Below are 24,733 nucleotides of genomic sequence, written 5' to 3'. Positions count from 1 at the left end.
ATCCACGTTAACGCCCCTTCAATCAACACGACGATTCTCAGAAACAGAACGAACGTGGGAACGTCCAACATCGAACGTCCAACATCCAATGTTGAATGATTAAGCTCGGGCACGAATCATTCGATGTTCAATGTTGAACGTTCGACGTTGGACGTTCCCAGCGTTCCCATGTGTCACAAAACATACTCAGCGCCATTCGGTCGCTTCGAACCTTCAATCCCATAGCTTGGGGCCATCGAGCAAGATGCCGCACGGCCACATACGACGCACACGACTACGACGAGCCTTCCAAAATATCCAAGGGACTCACCGTCAAATCCTGCTGATCTTCCATTACGTGCAGATAAATCATCGTCGTCTCCACGCAAGCATGGCCCAGGAAATCCTGCAAAGTCCTAATATTTGTCCCATTCTCTAGTAGATGCGTCGCATAACTGTGCCGTAATACATGCGAATTTGAACGCTTCGGAATTTCTGCTTTCACAGCTGCGAGCGAGAGATGCTTTTGATACGCTCGCGGCAAAATGTGATGTCGCCGCTTAGCTGCATCGCGTTCTCCACGAGGATCACGCGAGAGGCTTTGCATCGGAAAGAGCCAAAACCACTCCCAGCGCTTACACGCCTGCGACATCTTTCGATCCAAGGCCCCAGGCATAAATACCCCTGGAACATTTGCCTGACGATCCGCCTCAAAGGTCTTACGCACAACTTTCAGATGAGCGACCAAAGGCTCCTGCAATGATCGAGCCAGCGGCACACAACGATCTTTATCCCCCTTAGACGCTCGGATGTAGAGCTTGCCGCGCTCCAGGTCCACATCCTTGACTCGCAGGCGACACAGCTCCGAGATGCGCAAACCACAGCCATATTGCAGTCGTGCCATCAAACCCCACGTCCCCTTCACATTATCCAGTAAACGCTTAATTTCCCCTCTGGAATACACCACCGGATAGTATTTGCGTGGATTTGCTTTCACATAATCGCTAAAATCTCCCAGTTCCATCTTACGCACCTCGCGCAGGAAAAAGACACCCGCGTTTAAGGCCTGCCGCTGCGTCCCCGCCGCCACGCCTTCCTCCACCGCAAGAAAGCTCAAAAAACGCTTCAAGTCTTCCTCCGCGAAAGCCTCCAACCCATCCTTGCTTCCAAGGAAACGCTCCATCCTCCGAATCCAGCCCAGATAGGCCTCTTCCGTGCGGTAGGCCATCTGCCGCACCCGCATCAAACGCACCGTCTCCTCAAACCACGGATCCATCGGCACCTTCGCCTGCATCTCCGCCACCGTGTAGGCATAGTGCTGCCGCCCGTCCTCGTAGCCTTCCTCAACCATCGGTGCTTCGTCATCTTCCTGCATCCCGCTCCGGGGGCTGTCGTCGGTCGCCCCGGCCAACACCTTACCCTCTGCGGAGCTCTCAATCTTTTTCGCCGCCTTGTGCCGCCGAGACGGCGCCTTCCGGAAAAACCAGTTCAGCCCTTGGCGCCACTGCTCGACTTGCCAGTCCTGCGGTCGGCGCGTCTCAATCAAATGTTTTAGGAACATCCGCGCCGAGTCCTTCGACGCAGCCATATGTTCCCGTTTCAAATGACCGAGGAACCAGTTGATGATGACACGATGACGGTCACGCACCTTGTCCGGCAAATCCGCTGCCTTCAGGGCGTCCGACCAATTAGGGAAGGAAACAATAATCATAACACTTTACAACGTGAACATTCGTTCACCTATTTGCAAGTCTGAACTTAAAAAAAGACAAACCAACGCCGCAAAAGATACACTAACCCCGCCCGCGTGTTCGGAGACATTTTGGCTCACCCGAACGAAAGTCGACTTTTGGACAACTGAGTCAATCATTACATATCCAACTTGAAAACAATGAATTAAGAAACTTAAACTAATAAACTTGAGCCCTACCTGAAAACGTCTAACGTGCACCCAAAATACACTAATAAAACTGATCTACAGAAAGAATGAAAACTTTCAGATTCACAATTCCTGAGCCTCGACTGACTAAGCATGAAGCAGAAGGAAAAAAGAAAAAGGAAAGCTTAACGCATTCTGACTATATTCGAGCTTTCATCGGATTTTGGATACTTGCGTGGATTGTGAGCTTTGTTCTCGGAAATATTCTGACTTTCATCCCAGTCGAGAACCCACTAGTTTTGATAGCATTCTTTGTAGCCGTATTGGTATTAAGCTATCTATCTTTTTTCTGGGCTACGAAATACTTCCTCGTTTCCCGACTAAAAGTAGATCAAGGCGGAGGTATCAACTCCGAGGCTGCGCCTCTCCGTGATACTCCTTAGCGATCTCAAAAAAATGAAAAAATTAATCCTACTCTTTTTGGCAGCTATGACTAGCTGCTTTGCCGCCGACATCACACTGAGCCAACTCGACGAAAGCAAAGCGGAGAGAAGAGAGAAAGCTTTCGAAAACTGGATACCAGTTGCAGAGTCCCAAGTTCAGTTTGAGGCGCTTAATGCCGAGGGGAGATTCCCAATCTATTCTGAAAGAGAAGGTGGTAAGATAAGGGAGATCTTTATCGATAAGCCGAAAGGCCTCGCCTACGGGGCTTGGGGCTCGATGAATGAAACAGAATTATTGAAGAAACATGCTCAATACCACGAGGAAGGCTATGTCATTCTGTCTTTGAGGCTTCGACCTGAAGGCGATGGCGAAATGAAGTATTGGGGTGTATGGATAAATGAAAGCCTTGAAAGGAAAGTGACTAGAGATTTGAAGCGTTTGGGTATTTCACAAGCATCTATCGAAATCGACTGAGATCCAGTCGTGGTGAGACAATAGATTTCGCTGGCGCTCATCTACGCTCACACTCTACGTTCGATAAAATAAATTAACAGACCTGCTCTTAGCAAAGCCTATAACCCTAAATTAAAAAAATAAAATGAACGAACAAAACGATAATACAACTATTCGTGATATTGACATTCCCTTCGGTAGGCTTGTCGCGATTATGTTGAAGCTAATGCTCGCTGCAATACCAGCAATCATCCTCTTCTACATCATTTGCGGCATAGTGTTCGCCATTTTCGCCATGATCTTTGGCTTTGGTGCAGCCTCTCTGGGTGGCTACTAGCCAAGTTGCCAAATTTAGAAATGGGATCGAACCAGTCGGCACAGGTCAATCCATGTAACCTGCCCGAAAATCCGAGAATCACTTGAACTACAAACTCGTCAGGCTGGGTGCCTGGCCTACACGTTCTGCAAAAGAGAAAATGAAAAACGATCTAGCCGAAGAATACTCAGTGACTAAGTGGCTGAAAGAAAAGAAGGAAATAGATCCGACTTCTAGACTCACAGGAATCGGACTGATGTTTCTAGGGATTATCTTCGTTTTTTGGGGGCTATCGAAAGCAAATGAATCTCGAATTGATGAGCTAATTGTCCAAAGAGAAGCTTTCCTCTTGGTTGAGGAAATTAAAGGTTCAGAAATCATCACAGACGACATAAGAAAACGGGCTACTACTGTCGAAAGATTATCGTCTCAATCCGATTTTGATGACTCCTTAATGATTGGAGGTTTCTCAGCAATTTTTGGGTTCATACTATTATCTACCGGCTCTAGAAAACTCAGACAGAACCAGCCGGCTCAGGTCAACCCATGTAACCCGCCCGAAAATCCGAGAACCACTTAAACTACAAACTCGTCAGGCTGGGTGCCTGGCCTCGACGTTGGACAAAGAAATGAATCGGCAACTGATACAGTTTACCAAAAGCAAGAAGCCAATCTCTGAGCCAGAAACGAAATTCGGTGGTCAGCCAAACTGGATCGAAGAAGTGGAATGGCCACTCAGTCGAGCGACAGGTGAGCCGATGCGTTTCATTTGTCAGATTGTGCTGTCACCCGAACTGTTCGGCGAATCTGAAGCGAAGGTCGCCTACATATTCATGACCGACGGGAAGGATTATGTCGATGGAACATGGGAACCTGACGGTGGAGAGAATGCAGTTATCCTCCAGCCAGGCAGCACTGAAGTCCCAACGAAGAAGTATACGAAAGGACCAACTCTTTACCAGATGGTGAAGAAAATGTTCCAGAAACGCCTGCAACCTGAACCATGTGAGTTTAAAGTCGAAGGTAGCATTTCTGACGAGCCTGATTTCATCCCGATCGACCAACGGAGCGAGTTGAGTGATTCAGACTTCGAGGCTTATGCAAGGAAGCTTGAAGGAAATAAAATAGGTGGCTCACCTATTTTCCTACAAAATGACGAGTTTCCTGATTCAGAACCATGGGATCTTCTTCTTCAGCTAGATTCGACATCAGTTCCCTTCTATGTGAATTTTGGAGACGCAGGAATCGGGTATGCTTTTATCTCCAAGGACAGAAAGAAAGCGAGGTTCCTCTGGCAATGCGCATAAAAACAAAAAGTCCAAATCGAGTAGGTGACGCCGCACGGGACGCCACCTCTCACACCACCTGCCGTGCGGGACCGCAGCCAGACTGATCGACGTGCTACGCAGTCTGTTTTAAGGCGGTTATACGCAGGAACTTTACGTTCCACCATTCTTGCTTGATTTCAATCAAGCCCTCGCTTGCTAACCATTTATCCGTCATCCCTGTTTTGCGCCCGAGATGTAAGGCGACACGCCAGTAGCCTTTGGAGGTTCTAGCGAAGCCTCCTGCATTCTTTGCACTCGTGCCAAGTTTTCGTAGGTTTAGATAACGACGACGGGCACGTTTCCACATACGCCAGTAGCACATGCGAAGACGACGGCGCAGCCATTTGTCTATTGGTGGCCAGATCGTATAGATTTCACTCAGTCCGAAGTAGCCCATCCAGCCTTTGATGTATTGGCGGGTTTTATACATGCGATAGTCCATGCTCACGCTCCAGTTGCGATTACTCAACTCTTTGAGTTTGTATTTAAAGTCGGACAATGAGGATTCACTAACCTTGATCTTGCCCGCGTGGAAGCGGAAGCTCAAGTAGTTCAGCTCCTTTACAGGACGCACCGCGCTTTTCTCGCGATTGATCTCTAGCCCCAGTTTGTTCTCGACGAACTCACAGAGGCTAGCGAAGACACGATGTGCGGCACGTTCGCTTTTGAGCAGAACGACGAAGTCGTCCGCATAACGGACGAAACGATGTCCCCTCGCCTCCAGCTCTTTGTCCAGTGCATCGAGCACCAGGTTTGAAAGTAGAGGTGAAAGCGGGCCACCTTGCGGCATCCCCTCAACTGTTGCGTGATAGCTTCCTAGTTCGATGTAGCCCGCTTTTAAGTAGCGCTTAATCAAGCGCACGACAGGGCCATCCCCATCGAGACGCTCACGTAGTGCTTCCAACGCACGCGCTTGCGGGACTTTATCGAAGAACGACTTCAGGTCGATGTCCACCGACCATTTGAAGCCTTCACGGTTGCATGCTAGGATGCGGCGAACCGCATCATGCCCACGACAGTCCGGGCGGAAGCCGTAGCTGTTAGGGCTAAAGCTACTGTCCAAGATAGGACAGAGCACTTGATGGATCGCTTGTTGCACGATCCGGTCGAAGACAGTCGGAATGCCCAAAGGGCGCTTCTTTCCGTTCTTCTTTTCGATGTGAGTGCGGCGAACCGGACTCGGGCAGTAGTTCCCCAGATGCAGACGGCGCAGCAGGTCTTTGCGCCGTAGTCGATACCACAGCGTAAAATCTTCCAGACTCACTCCATCCACACCAGCGGCTCCGCCGTTGGCTTTGACGCGGCGATACGCCGTTTCGAGGTTCGTGCTACTGAAGATTGCCTCCAGTAGCTCGGGCTGCAACCGGCTGTATTGCTCTGGCTCCCCTTGCCCGCGCGCCGATCGGCGTTTATGGGTGGGTTCCAGAGGCAAGTCCGGCTGCCATACGTATTTCGGGCCTTCACCGCTTCGTGAGTCCGTCCTGCCTTCAGCAAGCTCATCTCCGCGGCTAATATGCCTTCTGCTGACTCCTCCATCGGTGATCACTCCGCCATCACTGGCGGCGCTGCTCGCCATCTCATGAGCAGATTGAAGCTCTGACAAGCCACTGTTGGAGGCCTCCCCGGATAAGTTGATACACCTCCCCGACACAACTGCGTCATTTACACATCGGGTCTGACCTGATGGGCTTCGCGATCCTTGGCCCGCTCGCCCGCCCTCTGTGCCTCCTATGACATTCTTGTACATCAGCTCGTCGGTTTGATCCACACTCCTTCCGAACGTAACCTCGCGATTACGCACTTGTGCTTCTCTAGTGATTGATTTGTTATTCAGGTCTTTCACAATGGACTTTAACCATATTAGTTTATCAACATGCCGGGCATACCAAGGCGGAGTGATCAACTCCGAGTCGCTGCGCTCCTCTACGTGATCATCCTCGACGATCGATGAAAGAATGAAATTCCTCCTCACAGTCATAGCACTACTGCCCCTGATCGCCTTTAGTAGCGATAAAGACTTTGGAGGGATGTATGAAAGATCTGACCTTATTATCGAAGGTCATCTGTCTGGAGAAGTCTTAGAAAAAATGAAAATCATCAGGGAATCGAAGCATCCAGATGTAGATTTTCACGAAGATATATTTCTATACACTTACCTAGTTGTGGACGGTAGTGTGAAGTTTCAGAACGGGCATCAATGGCCTGATGATGAGGTCGAAATTAAAGGAATAAAAAAAGCAAGATATCGGATCCTAATCCCTGAGGTGTATTATTCTGAATCTTATAAGTCCATCACCACGGAGGAGACACACGCATGGTTTCTGATATCTAGCCCGCTTGCTGGTTCGATGCATGCCTTTGATTATCTTGCCCTACCCAGAGTTCGGATGTTTATTCCAGACTACATGGATGGAGCAATCGGAGTATCAATCGCTCCAGAAAGGAAGGAATCGATCCAGTCGCAGTGAGCAATGTCGCTAACGCGCCATAGCTCATGCTCTACGTTCTGCAAAAAACATGAAACCAACTAAGATAAAAATATCCTTCGCAATTATGGCTACATGCCTGTCCACCTTTGCCCTAGCTTACTCTAATGATGCTGGATTTCAAGAAGTAGAGGAAGCTAAGAATCAGAAATGGGAATACAAGATTATCCACAGACTTGGGAATTCGAAACAAACACCAGAAGGTAACTTAAACGAACTTGGACGCAATGGATGGGAACTCGTGTTGATCAAACAAACAACAGAAGAGCATCTTCCGACTTACATCTTTAAACGGCCAGTGAACAAATCACAACCAGATGTAGGTGCCAATCAAAAGCTCGCCCCACTAGAGCAAAAAAAAGCTTTTGAAGTTTCTATTACCAAGGAAGAGTTGCACGCTCACGGCAATCTAATCTCAAGCAAAGAATTAGAGAAAAAACTTTTGGAACTACCTGATGATACAAAAATCCTGATTCGGGCAGAACCTGCGGTCGCCCATAAAGAATTGCTTTCAGTGATGGACCTATGCGCGAAGGCAGGTTTAAAAGATGTAGCAATAGCAACAACCAAAGCAGAAATCGAGTAGGTGACGCCGCACGGGACGCCACCTCTCACACCACCTGCCGTGCGGGACCGCAGCCAGACTGATCGACGTGCTACGCAGTCTGTTTTAAGGCGGTTATACGCAGGAACTTTACGTTCCACCATTCTTGCTTGATTTCAATCAAGCCCTCGCTTGCTAACCATTTATCCGTCATCCCTGTTTTGCGCCCGAGATGTAAGGCGACACGCCAGTAGCCTTTGGAGGTTCTAGCGAAGCCTCCTGCATTCTTTGCACTCGTGCCAAGTTTTCGTAGGTTTAGATAACGACGACGGGCACGTTTCCACATACGCCAGTAGCACATGCGAAGACGACGGCGCAGCCATTTGTCTATTGGTGGCCAGATCGTATAGATTTCACTCAGTCCGAAGTAGCCCATCCAGCCTTTGATGTATTGGCGGGTTTTATACATGCGATAGTCCATGCTCACGCTCCAGTTGCGATTACTCAACTCTTTGAGTTTGTATTTAAAGTCGGACAATGAGGATTCACTAACCTTGATCTTGCCCGCGTGGAAGCGGAAGCTCAAGTAGTTCAGCTCCTTTACAGGACGCACCGCGCTTTTCTCGCGATTGATCTCTAGCCCCAGTTTGTTCTCGACGAACTCACAGAGGCTAGCGAAGACACGATGTGCGGCACGTTCGCTTTTGAGCAGAACGACGAAGTCGTCCGCATAACGGACGAAACGATGTCCCCTCGCCTCCAGCTCTTTGTCCAGTGCATCGAGCACCAGGTTTGAAAGTAGAGGTGAAAGCGGGCCACCTTGCGGCATCCCCTCAACTGTTGCGTGATAGCTTCCTAGTTCGATGTAGCCCGCTTTTAAGTAGCGCTTAATCAAGCGCACGACAGGGCCATCCCCATCGAGACGCTCACGTAGTGCTTCCAACGCACGCGCTTGCGGGACTTTATCGAAGAACGACTTCAGGTCGATGTCCACCGACCATTTGAAGCCTTCACGGTTGCATGCTAGGATGCGGCGAACCGCATCATGCCCACGACAGTCCGGGCGGAAGCCGTAGCTGTTAGGGCTAAAGCTACTGTCCAAGATAGGACAGAGCACTTGATGGATCGCTTGTTGCACGATCCGGTCGAAGACAGTCGGAATGCCCAAAGGGCGCTTCTTTCCGTTCTTCTTTTCGATGTGAGTGCGGCGAACCGGACTCGGGCAGTAGTTCCCCAGATGCAGACGGCGCAGCAGGTCTTTGCGCCGTAGTCGATACCACAGCGTAAAATCTTCCAGACTCACTCCATCCACACCAGCGGCTCCGCCGTTGGCTTTGACGCGGCGATACGCCGTTTCGAGGTTCGTGCTACTGAAGATTGCCTCCAGTAGCTCGGGCTGCAACCGGCTGTATTGCTCTGGCTCCCCTTGCCCGCGCGCCGATCGGCGTTTATGGGTGGGTTCCAGAGGCAAGTCCGGCTGCCATACGTATTTCGGGCCTTCACCGCTTCGTGAGTCCGTCCTGCCTTCAGCAAGCTCATCTCCGCGGCTAATATGCCTTCTGCTGACTCCTCCATCGGTGATCACTCCGCCATCACTGGCGGCGCTGCTCGCCATCTCATGAGCAGATTGAAGCTCTGACAAGCCACTGTTGGAGGCCTCCCCGGATAAGTTGATACACCTCCCCGACACAACTGCGTCATTTACACATCGGGTCTGACCTGATGGGCTTCGCGATCCTTGGCCCGCTCGCCCGCCCTCTGTGCCTCCTATGACATTCTTGTACATCAGCTCGTCGGTTTGATCCACACTCCTTCCGAACGTAACCTCGCGATTACGCACTTGTGCTTCTCTAGTGATTGATTTGTTATTCAGGTCTTTCACAATGGACTTTAACCATATTAGTTTATCAACATGCCGGGCATACCAAGACGGAGTGAGACAATAGATTTCGCTGCGCTCATCTATGCTCATCCTTCACGATATAGAAGAGAATTTGACACCGCTTATTGGCGCTTATGAACGCTTATTGAAGAAAAGATGAAAAAGAGAAGAAGCCCCATAAGCGTAAAATTAGCGGTCATTAGCGGTTCCCGGCTCTGCCGGAAAATACAAGTTCGAAAGGAAGAAGAAGCGCTTGTCAGATTTGATGCCGTTGGGCACTCTGGGAGCTATATCCAGTAGGCATGAGAAGGCGTAGCGAGTAAGCTTCAAAAATGGAGCTCAATCGCATAGAACTACGCCACTATGAATACAGCAAAAAACACCCACACCATCGGCATCGACCTCGGCGACAAGAGCCACGAAACTTGCACTCTAAACGCAGCGGGCGAGATTATCGAACGAACAACACTGCTCAACAACCAGCCCGAGCTGATTCGCTTCAGCAAAGCCAACCGAGGCGCCACTCTCATCATGGAGGCCGGTTGTCATTCACCATGGATTAGCCGTCTGTTTAACCAGCGCGGCCACAAGGTAGTCGTCGCCAATCCACGCAAGGTCCGGGCAATCTACCAGACCGACAACAAAAACGATGAGCGTGACGCGCTGCTGCTGGCTCGTATCGGACGTTTTGACCGCAACCTACTTTACGGCATCGAACACAAGAGCGAGGCGCACCAACGAGCGCTGAAGATCATTGAAGCACGCGATGCCCTGGTGACCGCACGCGTCAAACTGGTCAACCATGTGCGCGGCTCTCTCAAAAGCCTAGGCATCTAAGATGAAAGCGAGAACCAGTTAGCAGCTCCGAGACAGGACACCCACAAGCACCGAGCCTGGTAAGCTCACAAAAAAGAGTGCGTATGGAAGTCTGACATAGGGAATCCGTCTCGACATTCTCTCAAACATACATCATAAAAGAGTAACAAAATTGAAATTTTCACATTAAATAATAACCTCTTCTCATGGAAGATTTTCCAGTCTGGATGATCGAACGTTTAGACCGTGAAGCAAATCGTATTGGCGTACCTCGACAATCCCTAATAAAAGTCTGGATCGGTGAACACCTAGACGCAGCTAAGTCCAAAAGAAAACTGAAGACCCAATCGAGTAGCCAGGGGCACTAAGTCCCCAGCTTTTCCGACTCACTACGCTCATCCCCCTTCGGCGCAACTTGAAGCATCAGCTCGTCAGTTGTTATTCTGCGCTGCGCTGGTTGAGGTGTCGTCGCGGACTTCTAGGTAGATCCACACTGCTTTCGCACGGAATCTCGCGATTACGCACATGTGCTTCTCTAGTGATTGATTTGCTATTCAGGTCTTTAACAATGAACTTTAAGCATTTTAATTTATCAACATGCTGAGCATGCTAGGACGGAGCTGGACACTCCATTTAACGCGTCTGATTTGCGACAAGCTTCATTAATCCACAATTCACGGGCTGGGTGCCAGTCCTCCACGATGGCATAAAATGAATTGACGGGGCACAGTTGTCCAATATCATGGACAACACCATGAACGCCATCACCTATTCCAGTGCTAGAGAAAACCTCGCGCGCACGATCACAGAAGTCTGCCGTAACCATGATCCTGTAATCATCACGAAGAAAGGCACCGATTCCGTGGTCATGATGTCTTTGGAGGATTACGAATCCATGAAGGAAACCACTTATCTGCTTCGGAGCCCGAAGAATGCCCGGAGGCTTCTTGAGTCCATTCAGCAACTTGAAGAAGGAAAGGGAAAAGAGAGAGAACTGGCTGAATGAAGAAGATCTTTTCAGATCGAGCGTGGGAGGACTACCAATACTGGCAGAAAAATGACAAGCGCATGCTCAAGAAAGCAAACGAACTGATTAAGGATATTGATAGGAACCAGCATGAGGGCATCGGCAAGCCCGAGCCCTTGAAGCATTCACTTTCCGGTTTCTGGTCTCGGAGAATCAATGAAGAGCATCGGCTGGTTTATCGAATTAATGGAAATGGGATTCACATCGCCCAGCTGCGATACCACTACTGAAACCATCCAGTCGCGGTGATCAATTGCTCCGCCATCTTCGGCGGACGTTGCAGGCCGACTGAGCCAGAGTGCTGATGTGTCCACTTTTCTCAGAGCACATCACACGTAAAACTCTAAAAATCAACAGAACGACTAAGCCCATAGGATGGGCGTCTAGTATCCACGTTTGACGTTTAGCCTTGGACCTTCAACCATCCTTCAACATGAAATCTTCCGAACAACTTTTTAAACGTGCGCAGCAACTCATTCCTGGCGGTGTGAACTCTCCTGTTCGTGCTTTCCGTTCCGTGGGCGGCGCACCTTTCTTCACTCAGAGCGCCAACGGCGCGCATCTAACGACTGCCGATGGGGCCGAACTGATCAACTTCGTCTGCACCTGGGGCCCAGCCATCCATGGGCACAATGATCCAGACATCCGCGCTGCGATCGCCACCGCGCTGGAAAACGGCACCAGCTTTGGCACACCCAATCCGTACGAGGTGAGCATGGCCGAGCTACTGGTCGAGATTGTGCCCTCGGTCGAAAAAGTGCGCATGTGCAACTCCGGCACCGAAGCCACCATGTCGGCCATCCGACTGGCACGCGGCTACACCGGACGCAACAAAATCATCAAATTTGCAGGCTGCTACCACGGTCATGTGGATTCGCTCTTAGTCAAAGCCGGCTCGGGCGCGCTGACACTGGGCAATCCCGATAGCGCGGGCATCCCTGCCAGCTTTGCGGCGGAAACCATCGTGCTGGACTACAACGATCCGGAAGCCTTGCAGGCCTGCTTCGCGCAACAGGGCGACGAGATCGCCGCGATCATTGTCGAACCTTACCCGGCCAACTGTGGACTCATCTTGCCCGACGGCGGCTATCTGGAATTACTACGCGAGCTCTGCACCAGAAATGGTTCGGTCTTAATCTTCGACGAAGTCATGACGGGCTTCCGCCTGGCCCTCGGTGGCGTGCAAGAACGCATCGGCATCACGCCCGACCTCACAGCATTGGGCAAAATCATCGGTGGCGGCCTACCAGTCGGCGCCTTCGGTGGCAAAGCTGAGATCATGGATCACCTCGCACCGCTCGGTCCCGTTTACCAAGCCGGCACTCTGAGTGGCAATCCGCTCGCGATGGCGGCCGGCATCGCGGCATTGCAAAAGCTCAAAGATACCAATCCGTATCCGCTCTTCGAAACAATGGGCGCACAGATTCGCGAAGCGCTGCTAGCGGCGGCCAAGGAAAAAGGCCTGCCGCTGCAAGTGCCCCAAGTGGGCTCGATGTTTGGCCTCTTCTTCAGCGAAGCGCCCGTGCGTAATTACCAAGACGCCACCAGTAGCCAGACCCAGCACTTCAACACACTGTTTAAATATGCGCTCGACCACGGCGTCTACCTGCCACCTTCAGCCTACGAGACCTGCTTCATCTGCACGGCCCACAACGGTGCCGATATCGAACAAGCCGCGGAAGTGCTCGCGGCCGGCATCCGCTCGATTTAGTCTTAAGTCAACTCGCGGGCCCCACACCGGGGCCCGCCAAATAACTTGGCGACTTGGCGCGCTGAGCCGACTCAGCTCAGTTAGCGAATCTCCCAACGATAGTGAAGATTCGATAATTTTTCGTAGCCGTCGATCGTGACACGCACCACATCTTCAATCCGACAGCCCCCGATCTCGGGATAATACAGGCCCGGCTCAATAGTGATCACACTTCCAGCCTTTAGTTTCGGCGCACCTTTCGAAACACGCGGTGCTTCATGCACCTCAAGCCCGAGTCCGTGGCCAGTGGAATGAATAAAGCCCACAAAACCATTCTTACGCCGCTCCGTAACAAAGCCCTCGGCCTCAAAAACTGCATTGGCAGCTGCATGCACGTGATCGCCTTTGACTCCCGCCTTCACCGAATCCAGCGCAGCTAGCTGGGCCTGGCGCACCGTATTCACCAATGCACGCTGCGCGGGGCTGGCCTTCCCTTTCAAGAAGGTGCGCGTCATATCACCATGGTAACCAGTCTTTTGCACACGTGGGAAAACATCGATAATAATCAACTCGTTGGGGCGCAGCGGCCCATGCCCGCCTTCATGTGGATCGCAAGCTTGCCGCCCCCCCGCCACAATCGTGTGGCTCGCAGTCGCGCCCTTGGCGAGGCAAGCTTGATCAATAATTGTGCGCAAACGTTCCGAAGTCAGCGTGCGCCCTTCGTAGACAATACGCTTCCCCTCGATCTTAGCAGCCCGCAGCACCGCCTCCGCCGCACGTATACCCGCAGCAGAGGCCGCATTACCTTGCTTGATGGCACGTGCTTCTGCATCAGTCTTCTTGATACGTTTCGGGAAAAACGCTCCTTCGACTATCTCAACACGATAGCCTGCATCAAATAGTTTGGCATAATAAATCGCCGGAAAATCGGCCGGCACTTCAATCTTCTTCACCGCAAAACGCTGTGCAAAATAGACCATCAACTCCCCTGGCCCCACATCCGCGAGCTCGATCTGTAGATTCTCTGCGGCCTTCTCACGAATCGACTCTAAGAGTAGGACTTCATCAAACTTGGACTGCTTCGCCACACGCCCATATTCGAGCTGACTCACCACCGCGTAGCTTTTCTTTTGAGCAATGATCGCTAAATACGGGTCCGGCACGAAGACCCCGGAAAGATAGAGCGAGTCAGCCGAAGACTCGGAAGCGGCGTAAAGAAGACGGATTGTGGAGGATTTACTTTTCATTGTTCAGTGAATGTTCTAATGATCCTGAGCATTCCCGTGAAGCTGTCACGCATCGAACCTTAAAAATTTAACATTGAAACCACAAATTAACATTCTCGTAACATTACTGTCACTCGCGCTATTAGCCTGCCAGCCAAACAGGCAGGCTGATTTAGCGCCGGCAGATGGACAAACCCACTTCGCAATCGCGATCGGCGGCCAGGAATTACAACTGCAACTAGCAGTTAATTCCGCCGAACAACAGAAGGGCCTGATGCACCGTGACAGCATGCCCGAAGACCACGGCATGTTGTTCCTCTTCGATCAGCCGGCGCAGCGCTCCTTCTGGATGCGTAACACTCGCATCCCGCTGGACATCGGCTACTTCGATGCCAGTGGGCACTTACTGGAAGTGCACAAACTCTTCCCTTACGATGAAACACCCGTGCCTTCTGCCAACGATCAAGTTCTAATCGCAGTCGAAACCAATCGTGGTTGGTACGCCGCCCATGGCGTCAAGCCCGGCGCACGCATCGACATGACCGCACTACAAACGGCACTCAAACGTCGCCAACACGCCAACTCGGCGCTCAAACCATAATGTCCGAACCGAAGCCCCAAAATCCACGCGTTCCGCGCCAAGGCGATCTGATAAAACCCGTCCCCAGAAAGTCTCAGGCTTCCTCTAAAAAAAGAAATCGCTCTAAAGCCCCGCCCCCCAAACCTGCCGGGTGGCTCGCTTACCTCACGCTCATCGTACTGACGATTCTCAGCTTTGCTCCGATATTCACATCTGGGCTCATTTGGCCCAGTACGACGAAGTCGAGCGCAGCCCCTATCAATCAATGGAGTCCTGGACCGAAGCATGGGCTCCAAGCATGATTCGCAGCGAAGATCCCATCAGCCTGAGCTCCTACTTTCTCGAGCAAAAGATCCCACTAGACCCCGCGCTGACTCACAATGCAATCAATCTACTACTGCACCTCAGCGCGGCAATATTCTTACTTAAAACACTCGATGCACTGCATCTCCCTGCTGCCTTCTCAGCCTCGCTGATTTTCGCACTGCACCCCAGCGTGCTACAAACGGTCTATTGGTCTGGCTATCGTCAAGATCTGATCGGCTTAATTTTGCTTTTAGCCGCACTCTATTTTGGCATTCGTAACCGAGGCCCCGCCGATTTTGTAGCCCTAATGGTCCTTAGTTTGATCGCTTACATCGTCCACCCGGCCACCTTAGTGCTACCTCTGCTGCTGAGCCTATGCATCTTTCAGCAACAGGCGACCTTCCACCTCAAATATTATAACCGCCTACTACCGCTACTGTGTTTGGCGCTGTTCATTGGCGTATGGGCACAAGGCCATCAAACTGTAGCAGAAATCGAATTTAGTGACCGAATCAGTATCTACGCTCAAAATCTCTTTTTCTACCTCAAGCAAGCCCTCGTCCCAGTCGAACTATCGCTCTTTCACCCCTTTGATCAATCAAAGGGCTACAGTGTAGGCGCACAGTATAGCTTCCTCCCCTTCCTACTCTTTATTCCGTTTTACATTTTGATCGCGATTAACTTCAAGAAGTCATGGACACGGGGCATTCTACTTGGACTCACCTCCTACCTGCTACTCATCCTCTATGGCATCTCGCAAACAGGTGCCTTTTTAGATGGCAGCCTCGCGAACGAAGACCACCTGCAATACATAGCACTCCCCTTTATGATTGCACTGGTCGCCTGCACCGCTGGAGGCATTGTTCGCAACATGGGCTCTGGAGGCAAAATCCTCTGGTACATCGCATTCACCACCTTCACACTCATTCAAATAGCCGTCACCTCATCCTATGCGAATGCGGTAAGTGACCGCACTCAAATGTGGCACAAGCTCTCACAGCAGTGGCCCAATTCCTGGCAACCCAAGATGGCCCTCATCCACACAGTTCAAGCCAGCGGCGAAGCCAGCGAGTTTCTCGATAACAATGAAATGATCGAGATGTTGGAGAATGTCTTAAAATTACAACCCAACCGCATGCAAGAGCGCATCGCTTTGGCCCGCCTCTATCGCAGCAGCGATCAAAAATCAAATGCCTTGCGCGAATACAAACGAATCTTGCGCGACTTCCAGCCCGATCGGGAATTCTTGGGCGAAGCAGCTGAATTTTACGACAGCCTCGGCCTGACATGGGATGCCAACAACGCACGCGAACGCATGACTGAATAAATTTCTATTTTACTGAATCAACATCGCAAACATAGTCTGAATCGACAGCCTTTACATCACGATTTAAAAAAAATCACTCAATCACCCACAGACATATTATGACAACACAAAGCACCCCCGGCCTCGGCACACTCGCACTCCACGCAGGACATACGCCCGATAAAGACACTGGATCACGCGCAGTCCCGATTTATCAAACGACCAGCTACATGTTCAACGACACCGCACACGCGGCGCGTCTCTTCGGTCTCGAAGAGTTGGGTAATATCTATACCCGCATCATGAACCCGACCACCGACGTGCTCGAAAAACGCGTCGCCGCACTCGAGGGGGGCGTGGGAGCACTCGCTCACTCCAGCGGCCAAGCTGCCATCACCAGTGCCATCTTAAATATTGCTTCGGCTGGCGACAATATCGTCTCCGCAGCGCAACTCTACGGCGGCACGTATACACTATTCAAATACACACTGCCCAAGCTTGGCATCGAAGTGCGCTTCGCCGATGCCACCGATCCGGCCAGCTTCGCGCCCTTGATCGACGACAAGACCAAAGCCATTTACGGCGACACCGTCGGCAATCCCAGCCTCAACATCTTCCCATTTGAAGAAGTCTCTGCGATCGCCAAAGAGGCCAAACTGCCCCTCATCATTGATAGCACAGTCGCCTCCCCGGTGGTCTGCCGCCCGCTCGAGCACGGTGCCAACATCGTGGTGCACAGCTTGACCAAATTCATCGGCGGGCACGGCACCAGCATCGGTGGCATTGTCGTCGACGGTGGCAACTTCGACTGGGGCAGCGGCCGCTTCAGCGAATTCACAGAGCCCGACCCCAGCTACCACGGCCTCGTGCACTGGGATGCCTTCGGCGCCTTCGAACCAGCCGGTGGCGCCAACATCGCCTACATCATGAAGATGCGCCTGCAATGGCTGCGCGATGTCGGTAACTGTGCTTCTCCCTTTAACTCTTTCATGCACATTATGGGACTCGAAACGCTTCACTTGCGCATGGAACGCCACTGTGAGAATGCACTCAAAGTCGCCGAATTCTTAGATGCACACGAAGCCGTCAGTTGGGTCAACTACCCCGGCCTCAAAAACAGCCCACACCACAGTGCAGCTCAAAAGTATTTTGCTCCCGGTCAGTTCGGCGCCATGGTAGGCTTCGGCGTGAAAGGCGGTCTGGAAACTGGCGGCAAATTCATTGATAAACTGAAGCTCTTCAGCCACCTCGCAAATATCGGAGACGCCAAGTCACTGGCCATCCACCCCGCCACGACCACACACTCACAGTTGACCGAGGCGCAGCAAATTGCGGCAGGTGTCACACCGGACTTCGTGCGTCTCTCCGTCGGCATCGAAGACATCGACGACTTGCTAGCCGACCTCGATCAAGCGCTCAAAGCCTAATGACTCAGTATCTCAATCCCGTCGTATAAGGTTAGAGTCCCGCCTTTAGGCGGCCGCGATTGAGAGGCCAGATAGATACACAACCGCCTAAAGGCGGGACCCCAACATCACCACAGCTCAGTGCCTACAATAACACCCCACAGCCTCGACTGGAACCAACCGCTGCTCCCAGCGGTTACCGAGCGACTGCTTTCATTAACTGAAGGCAGTCTGCTCGACCTCAGTCACCTACTGGTCATCGTGCCGACGCGCCAAGCCGGTCGGCGCCTACGCGAGGCTTTGGCCGTGGCCATCAGCGATCAGGAGCGGGCCCTCCTCCCCCCGGACATCCTCACCCCGGATACGCTGCTGAGTCACGCACTCAAGCAAGCACCCATCGCAAACGAAGCGAGTGTCACCGCCGCCTGGGTTGAGGTGCTCAGCAGCATCGATCCACACCACTTTGAAACACTCTTTCCCGTCGCCCCAGAGCCGGACGTAAATTGGCAGTTCGGCATGGCACAGCGTATAATGCAAGTACGCAACGAACTCGGCGAGGAAGGCCTCGGGCTCTACCAAGCAGCCCAACTCGCCAGCGAAAGTGGACAAGAAAGCGAACGCTGGCAGGAACTGGCACGACTTGAAGCGCTCTATATCGATCAGCTGAGCTTACATGGCTTGCTCGATCCCAAACAAGCACGCCGCGAAGCCGCCGAGCGGTTCACCGCCCCCCGGGTATCGAGCGCATACTTCTGATCGCCACGCCCGATGCACAGGCACTGCCGCTCCAGGCCTTGGCCAATACCGTGGATACACTGCCCATCGAAGTCTGGACCTATGGCGACGCCGAGCTCTTTGATTCATGGGGACGCCCACTCACTGAATTCTGGAATCAGCGCGCGCTGGATTTCGAAGGTTGGAACTGCCAACTCAAAGCCAGCCCCGAGCCCAAGGCAGCCGCCACCGAAGTCGCGGCAATGACCACCAACGCAAAACCGGAATCGATTCTCATTGGTCTCGCCGATAGCGATCTAGCTCCGCTGCTGGCCGACGAACTAACGCGCAAGAACATTCCGCACTACGACCCCGAAGGTACGCCCCTGCACCTTGGAGGCATTGGCCGACTCACCGAACTCCTCTGCCAACTCAGTCAGGAAGCCAACATTGCCAACGTGCGCACACTACTGCAGCACCCCGATTGCTTCGCCTATATTCAAGCCAGCGATTCGCAGCCACACTTACTGCGCAAACTCGACCAGTGCTTCGAACGCCACCTGTGCGCCGATCTGGATGCACTCATTCAATTTACCGACGATGCACGCCTGCGCGGCGCTCTCAAAGCGCTCAAAAGCCTGCAATATTCCATCAAACAAGCCAAACACTTTAGCCAAGGTCTATCCAACGCACTCAAAGACATTTATGCCGATGTCGAAATCGACACCGGCGAGTCCTCCAAGCCATGGCGTGAACGTGCAGAGGCCGTGAGACAACTTCTCGCGGAAGTTGCCACCGCTGAAGACACTTTTCCCAAACTCTCGACAGACCTGGCACGTAGTCTGGTGCTACAAGGTCTGCGCAAAGCCAAAGTGCACCCCGACCGCCCACGCCAGGCACACGACTTACTCGGCTGGCTCGAACTACTTTGGAACGACGCACCGCAACTCGTCTTAATGGGCCTGAACGAAGGTAAAGTGCCCGAATCAGTCATCGGCGATGCCTTTCTCCCAGAAACGATGCGCGCCCTATTCGGCCTGCGCACCAATGAACAGCGCTTCGCTCGCGACGCCTATCTAATGGAGGCGATCTGCCGCCGCCGCACCGGTGAGCGCGGCCAGGTGGACATATTGGTGCCACAAAAAGCCGCCGATGGCAGCCCCGTCAAACCCTCGCGCCTACTCTTTCTTGGCAGTGCCGACACCCTACTCCCACGCACGCGTACACTCTTTGCCCAGTCCGATACGAACGAGCCCCCCACCGATTACTCCATCCCTTGGAAGTTGAGCCCCCCACCAGGTCTCCCCCTGCCCGAGCGCATTTCAGTCAGCGCCCTAAAAAGCTATCTCGAATGCCCCTTCCGCTTTTTCCTGCGGCACATCATGCACATGCGCCCAATCGACCTAGAGTCCCGTGAAATGAGTCCCGCCGCCTTCGGCACCTTGCTGCACGCCATTCTAGCCGAGCTCAAAGGCCTCAGCATTGATTCACAAACTAAGCCATCCGATCTAATCGCCAAACTACATGCGATTGCCGAAAACGAAATCGAGCACAAATTTGGACGAGAACTCTCCTTCGCATTACGCCTACAGAAAGAAGCCATCCTGGCACGTATCCAAGCCTACGTAGAGCGACAAATCGAAGACGTCCGCACAAACGGAAGTATTCAAATCCTCCATACAGAATCCAAGTTTTCCGCCAAGCTCGAGGGCATCGAGCTAAGAGGAGTGATCGACCGCATCGATCAGCGCGGCGATCGCATCGAGTTAACCGACTACAAAACTGCCGACAGCCCCAAGAGCCCCGAAAAAGCGCACCTCGCCCCCCTGGCACGCAAAGAGCCTCCCGCACACCTGCCTGAGGAAGCCTTCTTCGAACATGGCAACAAACGCTACCGTTGGATCGACCTACAGTTGCCGCTCTATGTGTATTCCCAATTAGAAGCCGGCAAAGAACGTCCCCGCGTAGCCTATATCAACTTAGCCAAAACCTTAGAAAAAAGTGAAATCGCCCCCTGGGAGGACTTCACTCAGAGCCACGTAGACTCCGCCATCGCATGTGCCGAAGCCCTGATACGCCAGATCAAAGCAGGCGTATTCTGGCCCCCCAATCCCGACCTAAGAGAGGATTACGACGACTTCGCCCCCCTCTTCCCCGACGGCATAGAAAACTCCGTAAAAGCCGAAGCCTTCCAAAACTACCAATTCACGAAAACAAATGATATGGCAGAATCATTATAGGCAGAATCATTACTGATCCGCCTCCAAAATCCACCTGATCTCCATGCCCATAAGTTTCTCAAAAATAATTCAGGTTACGCACCAGGATGATTTCCATGCGATTGATCACATGGTAATGAAATCGGCATTTGAGATACACAATGAGATCGGCCGATTACTGGATGAAAAAGTGTATCAGCGAACTTTATTGCATAGACTGACATCACGCGGACTACAATGCGAGTTAGAGTCTGAAATACGAATCACTCACAAAGAATTCCAAAAGTCCTATTTCATCGATCTAATTGTTGATGGTGTCCTATTCGAAACCAAAACCACTGCTCAATTAAAACCTCAGCATGAAGCACAACTATTAAACTACTTACTGCTAACAAATACACAACACGGTAAGCTTATCAATTTCCGCCCAAACTCAGTTCAAAGTAGGTTTGTATCCACAACACTCAGGTCATCCGATCGAGCAAAGTTTAAAATTACAGCAGAAGATTCAGCTATCGCCGAAGTCCTGCACGACCTGCTGTCGGACCTCGGCACTCACTTAGCGATCAACTTGTATAGTGACGCACTTCGTCAATTACTAGACAGTGAGCTCAGAGAAATCTCATTAAGCGATGCAAAGAAATTCATTGGAGTTCAAGCAATGCCAATGCTAACGAACACAGAAGCGCTCATAGTCATAGCTATCGCACAAGCACAAGGAATTGCTTCTTATAAAAAGCACCTGACACGTTTTTTGACCATAGCAGACCTCAAATCTTTCAATTGGATCAATTTCAACAATCGAACAATCACCCAATCGGTCCTCCTACGAAAATAGTGAATCAGCAAGCTCCAGAAACACCCGAAACGTAACTCACCTTCCCTATAAAATGATTCTGCCCCCAATGATTCTGCCTAATAAATTAATCCATACCAAGTCATTCTGCAAAAACTCACAGTGAACTCACTTCAACACATCGCGATTTCCGCTTCCGCTGGCTCGGGTAAGACTTACCAGCTGACCAACCGTTTCATCTACCTGCTACACCTCGCCGAACAGCCGGAACGTATTATCGCACTCACCTTTACCCGCACCGCTGCCGGCGAGTTCTTTCATAAAATCATCGAGAAACTCAGCGACGCCGCCAGCGCCCCCCAAACGGCCGCCCAGCTCTCCGCAGAACTACAAATCGACGCCGACGCTACACGCTATCACCATTTGCTGCGCATTTTAATTAGCCGCATGCACCAACTCAACCTGCAGACGCTCGACAGCTTTTTCTTTCGCGTTGTCTCCGCCTTTGCACTGGAACTCGGCCTATCCGGCAGCCTCAACCTACTTGACGAAACCTCCGAGCCGCGCCTGCGCAATGAAGTGCGCGACAGCATCGTACATCGCCCCGGCGAGCTGAACGAAGAACTACACGAATTTTGGCAGGCCTTCAAACAGGCCACCTACGGACACGATGCACGCAAAGTCGAATCCATTGTTTCCGATTTCATCGAACAGCTCTACAATCTCTATCTGGACGCCCCTCAAGCCACACTCTGGGGCGAAGCCGCACGTATCTGGCCACAAGGTTGTCCCTGGACCTGTGCTCAGGCACCCGACTGGGATCAATTGGCCAACAGCCTGCGCGCTGCCGTGCCCGAGGACTTTATGAAGTCGCAAAAAAACGACTTCGAGAGCGCCGCGACCAAGGTGCAAAACTACCCAGTCAAAGAAGAGCTCAATACCTTGCTCAATAACGCCTTTGCCGTGGCACCAGACATCCTGGCTGGGCGAGCCATTCTCAAAGTGCGCAAGGAGATCGACCTGCCGGCCCCGCTCTGCACGGCCCTAGCCGACATTTTAAAGGCCATCGTCTGGCATCATTTACAACGCGCCCTACAAAACACTCAAGGCGTCTATCGCATTCTTGAGGCCTACCACCAAAACTACGACCGCTTGGTGCGCCGCCCGGGGCGACTCGCCTTTGCCGACCTCACGCACTTGCTCTCCCCGAAACTCTCGGCTCCCCCATGGGTGTCGAAGACAGCAATGCCCGTGAATTGATGGACTTTCGCTTAGACGGGCAATTCGACCACTGGCTATTCGACGAATTTCAAGATACCAGCCCCCACAGTGGGCCGTCGTTCGCAATCTAATCGACGAAATCTTACAAGACGCCTCCGGACAACGCTCACTCTTCTACGTTGGCGACACCAAGCAATGTCTTTACCTATGGCGCAACAGTGATGACCGTCTCTTTCACGACATCCGCGCGCAATATACCAATATCATCGATCAACAATTAGCCGAATCCTGGCGCTCAGCCCCGGCGATTCTCGACGCCGTCAATGCCAGCTTCCAAGACAACGCACTCATCGCCGAAACCTTTTCGCCCGACGCAGCGCAACGCTGGGCCAACGCTTGGAAGCCGCATACCGCGTCCAAAGCCACCGCAGCACTCAGCGGCTATGCCTGCTGGTTAGAAGCCAAGAAAAACGACAGCCCCACCCGCAACGAACGCATACTCGAAATCCTCACCCAGCTCAACCCGATCGAGCGTGGCATGAGTGTCGGCGTGCTCGTACGGCGCAATAAAGACGCCAACGAAGTGGCCGATTACCTGCGTGAAAACAGCGCCTTCCCCGTCCACACCGGCTCCGCAGTCAAGCCAGCCGAAGACAATGCCGCCGGAGCCGCACTGCTCGCCATGTTGCGACACGCGGCACACCCGAGCGATCAACTCGCCGCAGGCTTTCTCCAACTCATCGACGCCTCCACCAGCGCAGACTCATTACTCGCAGCCACCAATGAGTTGCGCACCCGTTTACTCCGCGACAATCACGAGTCCGCAGTGCGCTGGGCTTGCCAACGCATCCTGACCAAACTCACCGCCCAGGACACTCGCCACCGCACACGCCTGAATCAACTCATTGAAAAAGCGCGCGCCTTCGACAGCGAGGACAGTCGTGATCTGGACGCCCTATATCGCTACCTACAAAATAGCAGCAGCGGCGACTGCGCGCCCGGCGATGCCGTGATCGTAGAAACCATTCACAAATCCAAAGGTCTCGAATACGATATTGTCATACTCGTCAACGAAGATAAAGGCGGCGGCCCCGGCGATCGCCGCATCAGTGCCCTGCTGGACAGTCAAGGCAAAGCCCAATGGATACTGGAACCGATCAAAAAAGATCTGATGGCCGCCGACCCCGAATTGTCACGCTTACAAGCGCAAAGCGAAAGCCAACAAGACTTCGGCAATCTCTGCACACTCTACGTCGGCATGACACGCGCCAAGCGCGCGCTCTACATGATCAGCGATTTCAGCCGAGTCAGCAAACGCTCCAGCGTACACTACCTACGCCAATGCCTCGGCGACGAAGCCGATAGCGAAGGCCTAATCTGGGCCACCGGCGATACCGACTGGCATCAGTCATTTAAGACGAAAGCCCGCAAGTCTACGCCCCCGGAACAGCCCCCCATTCACCCCAAATTCGAGCCCGCCCATCCACGCCTACAACTGCAACGTCCTTCAAGCGACAAGCACACACGCCTCAAAGCCAGCACACTCTTCGACTACCAGGCCAACGCCGCCGAATTTGGCACACAAGTCCACGACGCCTTCGAACAAATCGCATGGCTAGAAGCAACAAGCCCGATCGATCCACTCTTGCACGAATGCTTTGCGAATCCAGACATCCAAGCACTCTTCACACAGCCCACACAAGCAGTCGAACTCTGGCGTGAAAAAGCCTTTAGTTATGTCGAAGGCGAGCAATTCATCAACGGGGTCTTCGACCGCGTCCACATATATAAGGATGCGTCGGGCAAGATTACGCAGGCCGAAATTATCGACTATAAAACCGACCGCATACGCGAAGGCACAACAATCGCACAGGCAGCCGAAAAACACCGCCCCCAATTACAAGCGTACGCCAAAGCACTAGGAAAAATAACCGGCCTGACCAAAGAGCAAATTCAATTAACACTAATCTTCACGCACACATCCCAACTCCAGCAATTATAGTTCATCTTTATATTGAACGTTCCATACATTCCCACGCTAAACCAGTCGATCGTGGACAACTCCGTTCGCTCGTCCCTACGATATCCAGAAAAAGAGTGTTCCTGAACGTATTG

Annotated in this window: 23 protein-coding genes; 19 read left to right on the top strand and 4 right to left on the bottom strand. The window is 52.2% G+C overall.

The window, feature by feature from the left end:
* Positions 1–274 precede the first annotated feature (274 nt).
* Complete coding sequence (locus SH580_RS21825) at positions 275–1,690, bottom strand: integron integrase (protein ID WP_319832922.1); 1,416 nt, start codon at positions 1,688–1,690, stop codon at positions 275–277.
* Positions 1,691–1,965: 275 nt separating this feature from the next.
* Here SH580_RS21825 and SH580_RS21820 point away from each other — a divergent pair, with 275 nt between their 5' ends.
* The 5 genes from SH580_RS21820 to SH580_RS21800 all read left to right on the top strand — a co-directional run bounded on the left by SH580_RS21820 (position 1,966) and on the right by SH580_RS21800 (position 4,378).
* Entirely contained in the window at positions 1,966–2,301 is a 336-nt protein-coding gene (locus SH580_RS21820) for a hypothetical protein (protein WP_319832292.1), read from the top strand.
* Between the two features lie 13 nt (positions 2,302–2,314).
* Positions 2,315–2,776: a hypothetical protein gene (locus SH580_RS21815; RefSeq protein ID WP_319832921.1), complete on the top strand. Its 462-nt coding sequence runs from the start codon at positions 2,315–2,317 to the stop codon at positions 2,774–2,776.
* 124 nt (positions 2,777–2,900) lie between these two features.
* Complete coding sequence (locus SH580_RS21810; protein WP_319832920.1) at positions 2,901–3,092, top strand: hypothetical protein; 192 nt, start codon at positions 2,901–2,903, stop codon at positions 3,090–3,092.
* A gap of 82 nt (positions 3,093–3,174) precedes the next feature.
* Positions 3,175–3,651, top strand: a complete 477-nt coding sequence (locus tag SH580_RS21805; protein ID WP_319832919.1) for a hypothetical protein — start codon at positions 3,175–3,177, stop codon at positions 3,649–3,651.
* 49 nt (positions 3,652–3,700) lie between these two features.
* Positions 3,701–4,378, top strand: coding sequence for a DUF1963 domain-containing protein (locus tag SH580_RS21800; protein WP_319832918.1), 678 nt, complete (start codon positions 3,701–3,703; stop codon positions 4,376–4,378).
* Between the two features lie 94 nt (positions 4,379–4,472).
* Here SH580_RS21800 and ltrA (SH580_RS21795) read toward each other — a convergent pair whose 3' ends face one another.
* Positions 4,473–5,975, bottom strand: coding sequence for a group II intron reverse transcriptase/maturase (gene ltrA / locus SH580_RS21795; protein WP_319832915.1), 1,503 nt, complete (start codon positions 5,973–5,975; stop codon positions 4,473–4,475).
* A gap of 379 nt (positions 5,976–6,354) precedes the next feature.
* On the opposite strand from ltrA (SH580_RS21795), the gene SH580_RS21790 reads away from it, so the two are divergent.
* Both SH580_RS21790 and SH580_RS21785 read left to right on the top strand, forming a co-directional pair.
* Positions 6,355–6,867 (top strand): hypothetical protein, encoded by a 513-nt coding sequence (locus SH580_RS21790; RefSeq protein WP_319832917.1) that lies wholly within the window; start codon positions 6,355–6,357, stop codon positions 6,865–6,867.
* Between the two features lie 49 nt (positions 6,868–6,916).
* Positions 6,917–7,471, top strand: a complete 555-nt coding sequence (locus SH580_RS21785; RefSeq protein WP_319832916.1) for a biopolymer transporter ExbD — start codon at positions 6,917–6,919, stop codon at positions 7,469–7,471.
* A 70-nt stretch (positions 7,472–7,541) separates the two neighbouring features.
* Here SH580_RS21785 and ltrA (SH580_RS21780) read toward each other — a convergent pair whose 3' ends face one another.
* Entirely contained in the window at positions 7,542–9,044 is a 1,503-nt protein-coding gene (ltrA, locus tag SH580_RS21780) for a group II intron reverse transcriptase/maturase (RefSeq protein WP_319832915.1), read from the bottom strand.
* Between the two features lie 630 nt (positions 9,045–9,674).
* Here ltrA (SH580_RS21780) and SH580_RS21775 point away from each other — a divergent pair.
* The 4 genes from SH580_RS21775 (at position 9,675) to hemL (ending at position 12,865) form a co-directional block, all read left to right on the top strand.
* Positions 9,675–10,148 carry an IS110 family transposase gene (locus SH580_RS21775; protein ID WP_319832914.1) on the top strand — a complete coding sequence of 158 codons (474 nt, stop codon included), beginning with the start codon at positions 9,675–9,677 and terminating at the stop codon, positions 10,146–10,148.
* Between the two features lie 733 nt (positions 10,149–10,881).
* Positions 10,882–11,133 (top strand): type II toxin-antitoxin system Phd/YefM family antitoxin, encoded by a 252-nt coding sequence (locus SH580_RS21770; RefSeq protein WP_319832913.1) that lies wholly within the window; start codon positions 10,882–10,884, stop codon positions 11,131–11,133.
* Positions 11,130–11,384 (top strand): Txe/YoeB family addiction module toxin, encoded by a 255-nt coding sequence (locus SH580_RS21765; protein ID WP_319832912.1) that lies wholly within the window; start codon positions 11,130–11,132, stop codon positions 11,382–11,384. Before SH580_RS21770 ends, SH580_RS21765 begins: the two co-directional genes overlap by 4 nt.
* A 203-nt stretch (positions 11,385–11,587) precedes the next feature.
* Positions 11,588–12,865, top strand: a complete 1,278-nt coding sequence (gene hemL / locus SH580_RS21760) for a glutamate-1-semialdehyde 2,1-aminomutase (protein WP_319832911.1) — start codon at positions 11,588–11,590, stop codon at positions 12,863–12,865.
* A gap of 80 nt (positions 12,866–12,945) precedes the next feature.
* Here hemL and SH580_RS21755 read toward each other — a convergent pair whose 3' ends face one another.
* Positions 12,946–14,091 (bottom strand): M24 family metallopeptidase, encoded by a 1,146-nt coding sequence (locus tag SH580_RS21755; protein ID WP_319832910.1) that lies wholly within the window; start codon positions 14,089–14,091, stop codon positions 12,946–12,948.
* Positions 14,092–14,164: 73 nt separating this feature from the next.
* On the opposite strand from SH580_RS21755, the gene SH580_RS21750 reads away from it, so the two are divergent.
* The 8 genes from SH580_RS21750 (at position 14,165) to SH580_RS21715 (ending at position 24,620) form a co-directional block, all read left to right on the top strand.
* On the top strand, positions 14,165–14,671 hold the full coding sequence (locus tag SH580_RS21750) for a DUF192 domain-containing protein (protein WP_308952472.1): 507 nt from the start codon (positions 14,165–14,167) through the stop codon (positions 14,669–14,671).
* A gap of 202 nt (positions 14,672–14,873) precedes the next feature.
* Entirely contained in the window at positions 14,874–16,283 is a 1,410-nt protein-coding gene (locus tag SH580_RS21745; protein WP_319832909.1) for a tetratricopeptide repeat protein, read from the top strand.
* Positions 16,284–16,381: 98 nt separating this feature from the next.
* Positions 16,382–17,689, top strand: coding sequence for an O-acetylhomoserine aminocarboxypropyltransferase/cysteine synthase family protein (locus tag SH580_RS21740; RefSeq protein WP_319832908.1), 1,308 nt, complete (start codon positions 16,382–16,384; stop codon positions 17,687–17,689).
* A 120-nt stretch (positions 17,690–17,809) separates the two neighbouring features.
* Positions 17,810–18,424: a hypothetical protein gene (locus SH580_RS21735; RefSeq protein WP_319832907.1), complete on the top strand. Its 615-nt coding sequence runs from the start codon at positions 17,810–17,812 to the stop codon at positions 18,422–18,424.
* 50 nt (positions 18,425–18,474) lie between these two features.
* Positions 18,475–20,622, top strand: coding sequence for a PD-(D/E)XK nuclease family protein (locus SH580_RS21730; RefSeq protein ID WP_319832906.1), 2,148 nt, complete (start codon positions 18,475–18,477; stop codon positions 20,620–20,622).
* A gap of 43 nt (positions 20,623–20,665) precedes the next feature.
* A complete protein-coding gene (locus tag SH580_RS21725) occupies positions 20,666–21,439 on the top strand; it encodes a GxxExxY protein (RefSeq protein ID WP_319832905.1) in 774 nt (257 codons plus the stop codon).
* Positions 21,440–21,559: 120 nt separating this feature from the next.
* Positions 21,560–22,657, top strand: coding sequence for a UvrD-helicase domain-containing protein (locus tag SH580_RS21720; protein WP_319832904.1), 1,098 nt, complete (start codon positions 21,560–21,562; stop codon positions 22,655–22,657).
* Between the two features lie 499 nt (positions 22,658–23,156).
* Positions 23,157–24,620, top strand: a complete 1,464-nt coding sequence (locus tag SH580_RS21715; RefSeq protein ID WP_319832903.1) for a 3'-5' exonuclease — start codon at positions 23,157–23,159, stop codon at positions 24,618–24,620.
* The last annotated feature ends 113 nt before the right edge of the window (positions 24,621–24,733 follow it).

This window comes from Coraliomargarita algicola (assembly GCF_033878955.1).
GTDB lineage: Bacteria > Verrucomicrobiota > Verrucomicrobiia > Opitutales > Coraliomargaritaceae > Thalassobacterium > Thalassobacterium algicola.
Note: the sequence above shows the minus strand (reverse complement) of the source record. Positions and strands in the feature narration are given on the sequence as shown.

Coding starts and splice junctions, on each gene's coding strand:
- SH580_RS21825 (WP_319832922.1), bottom strand. CDS start 1,690: ATGATTATTGTTTCCTTCCCTAATTGGTCGGACGCCCTGAAGGCAGCG.
- SH580_RS21820 (WP_319832292.1), top strand. CDS start 1,966: ATGAAAACTTTCAGATTCACAATTCCTGAGCCTCGACTGACTAAGCAT.
- SH580_RS21815 (WP_319832921.1), top strand. CDS start 2,315: ATGAAAAAATTAATCCTACTCTTTTTGGCAGCTATGACTAGCTGCTTT.
- SH580_RS21810 (WP_319832920.1), top strand. CDS start 2,901: ATGAACGAACAAAACGATAATACAACTATTCGTGATATTGACATTCCC.
- SH580_RS21800 (WP_319832918.1), top strand. CDS start 3,701: ATGAATCGGCAACTGATACAGTTTACCAAAAGCAAGAAGCCAATCTCT.
- ltrA (WP_319832915.1), bottom strand. CDS start 5,975: ATGGCGAGCAGCGCCGCCAGTGATGGCGGAGTGATCACCGATGGAGGA.
- SH580_RS21790 (WP_319832917.1), top strand. CDS start 6,355: ATGAAATTCCTCCTCACAGTCATAGCACTACTGCCCCTGATCGCCTTT.
- SH580_RS21785 (WP_319832916.1), top strand. CDS start 6,917: ATGAAACCAACTAAGATAAAAATATCCTTCGCAATTATGGCTACATGC.
- ltrA (WP_319832915.1), bottom strand. CDS start 9,044: ATGGCGAGCAGCGCCGCCAGTGATGGCGGAGTGATCACCGATGGAGGA.
- SH580_RS21775 (WP_319832914.1), top strand. CDS start 9,675: ATGAATACAGCAAAAAACACCCACACCATCGGCATCGACCTCGGCGAC.
- SH580_RS21770 (WP_319832913.1), top strand. CDS start 10,882: ATGAACGCCATCACCTATTCCAGTGCTAGAGAAAACCTCGCGCGCACG.
- SH580_RS21765 (WP_319832912.1), top strand. CDS start 11,130: ATGAAGAAGATCTTTTCAGATCGAGCGTGGGAGGACTACCAATACTGG.
- hemL (WP_319832911.1), top strand. CDS start 11,588: ATGAAATCTTCCGAACAACTTTTTAAACGTGCGCAGCAACTCATTCCT.
- SH580_RS21755 (WP_319832910.1), bottom strand. CDS start 14,091: ATGAAAAGTAAATCCTCCACAATCCGTCTTCTTTACGCCGCTTCCGAG.
- SH580_RS21740 (WP_319832908.1), top strand. CDS start 16,382: ATGACAACACAAAGCACCCCCGGCCTCGGCACACTCGCACTCCACGCA.
- SH580_RS21725 (WP_319832905.1), top strand. CDS start 20,666: ATGCCCATAAGTTTCTCAAAAATAATTCAGGTTACGCACCAGGATGAT.
- SH580_RS21715 (WP_319832903.1), top strand. CDS start 23,157: ATGAGTGTCGGCGTGCTCGTACGGCGCAATAAAGACGCCAACGAAGTG.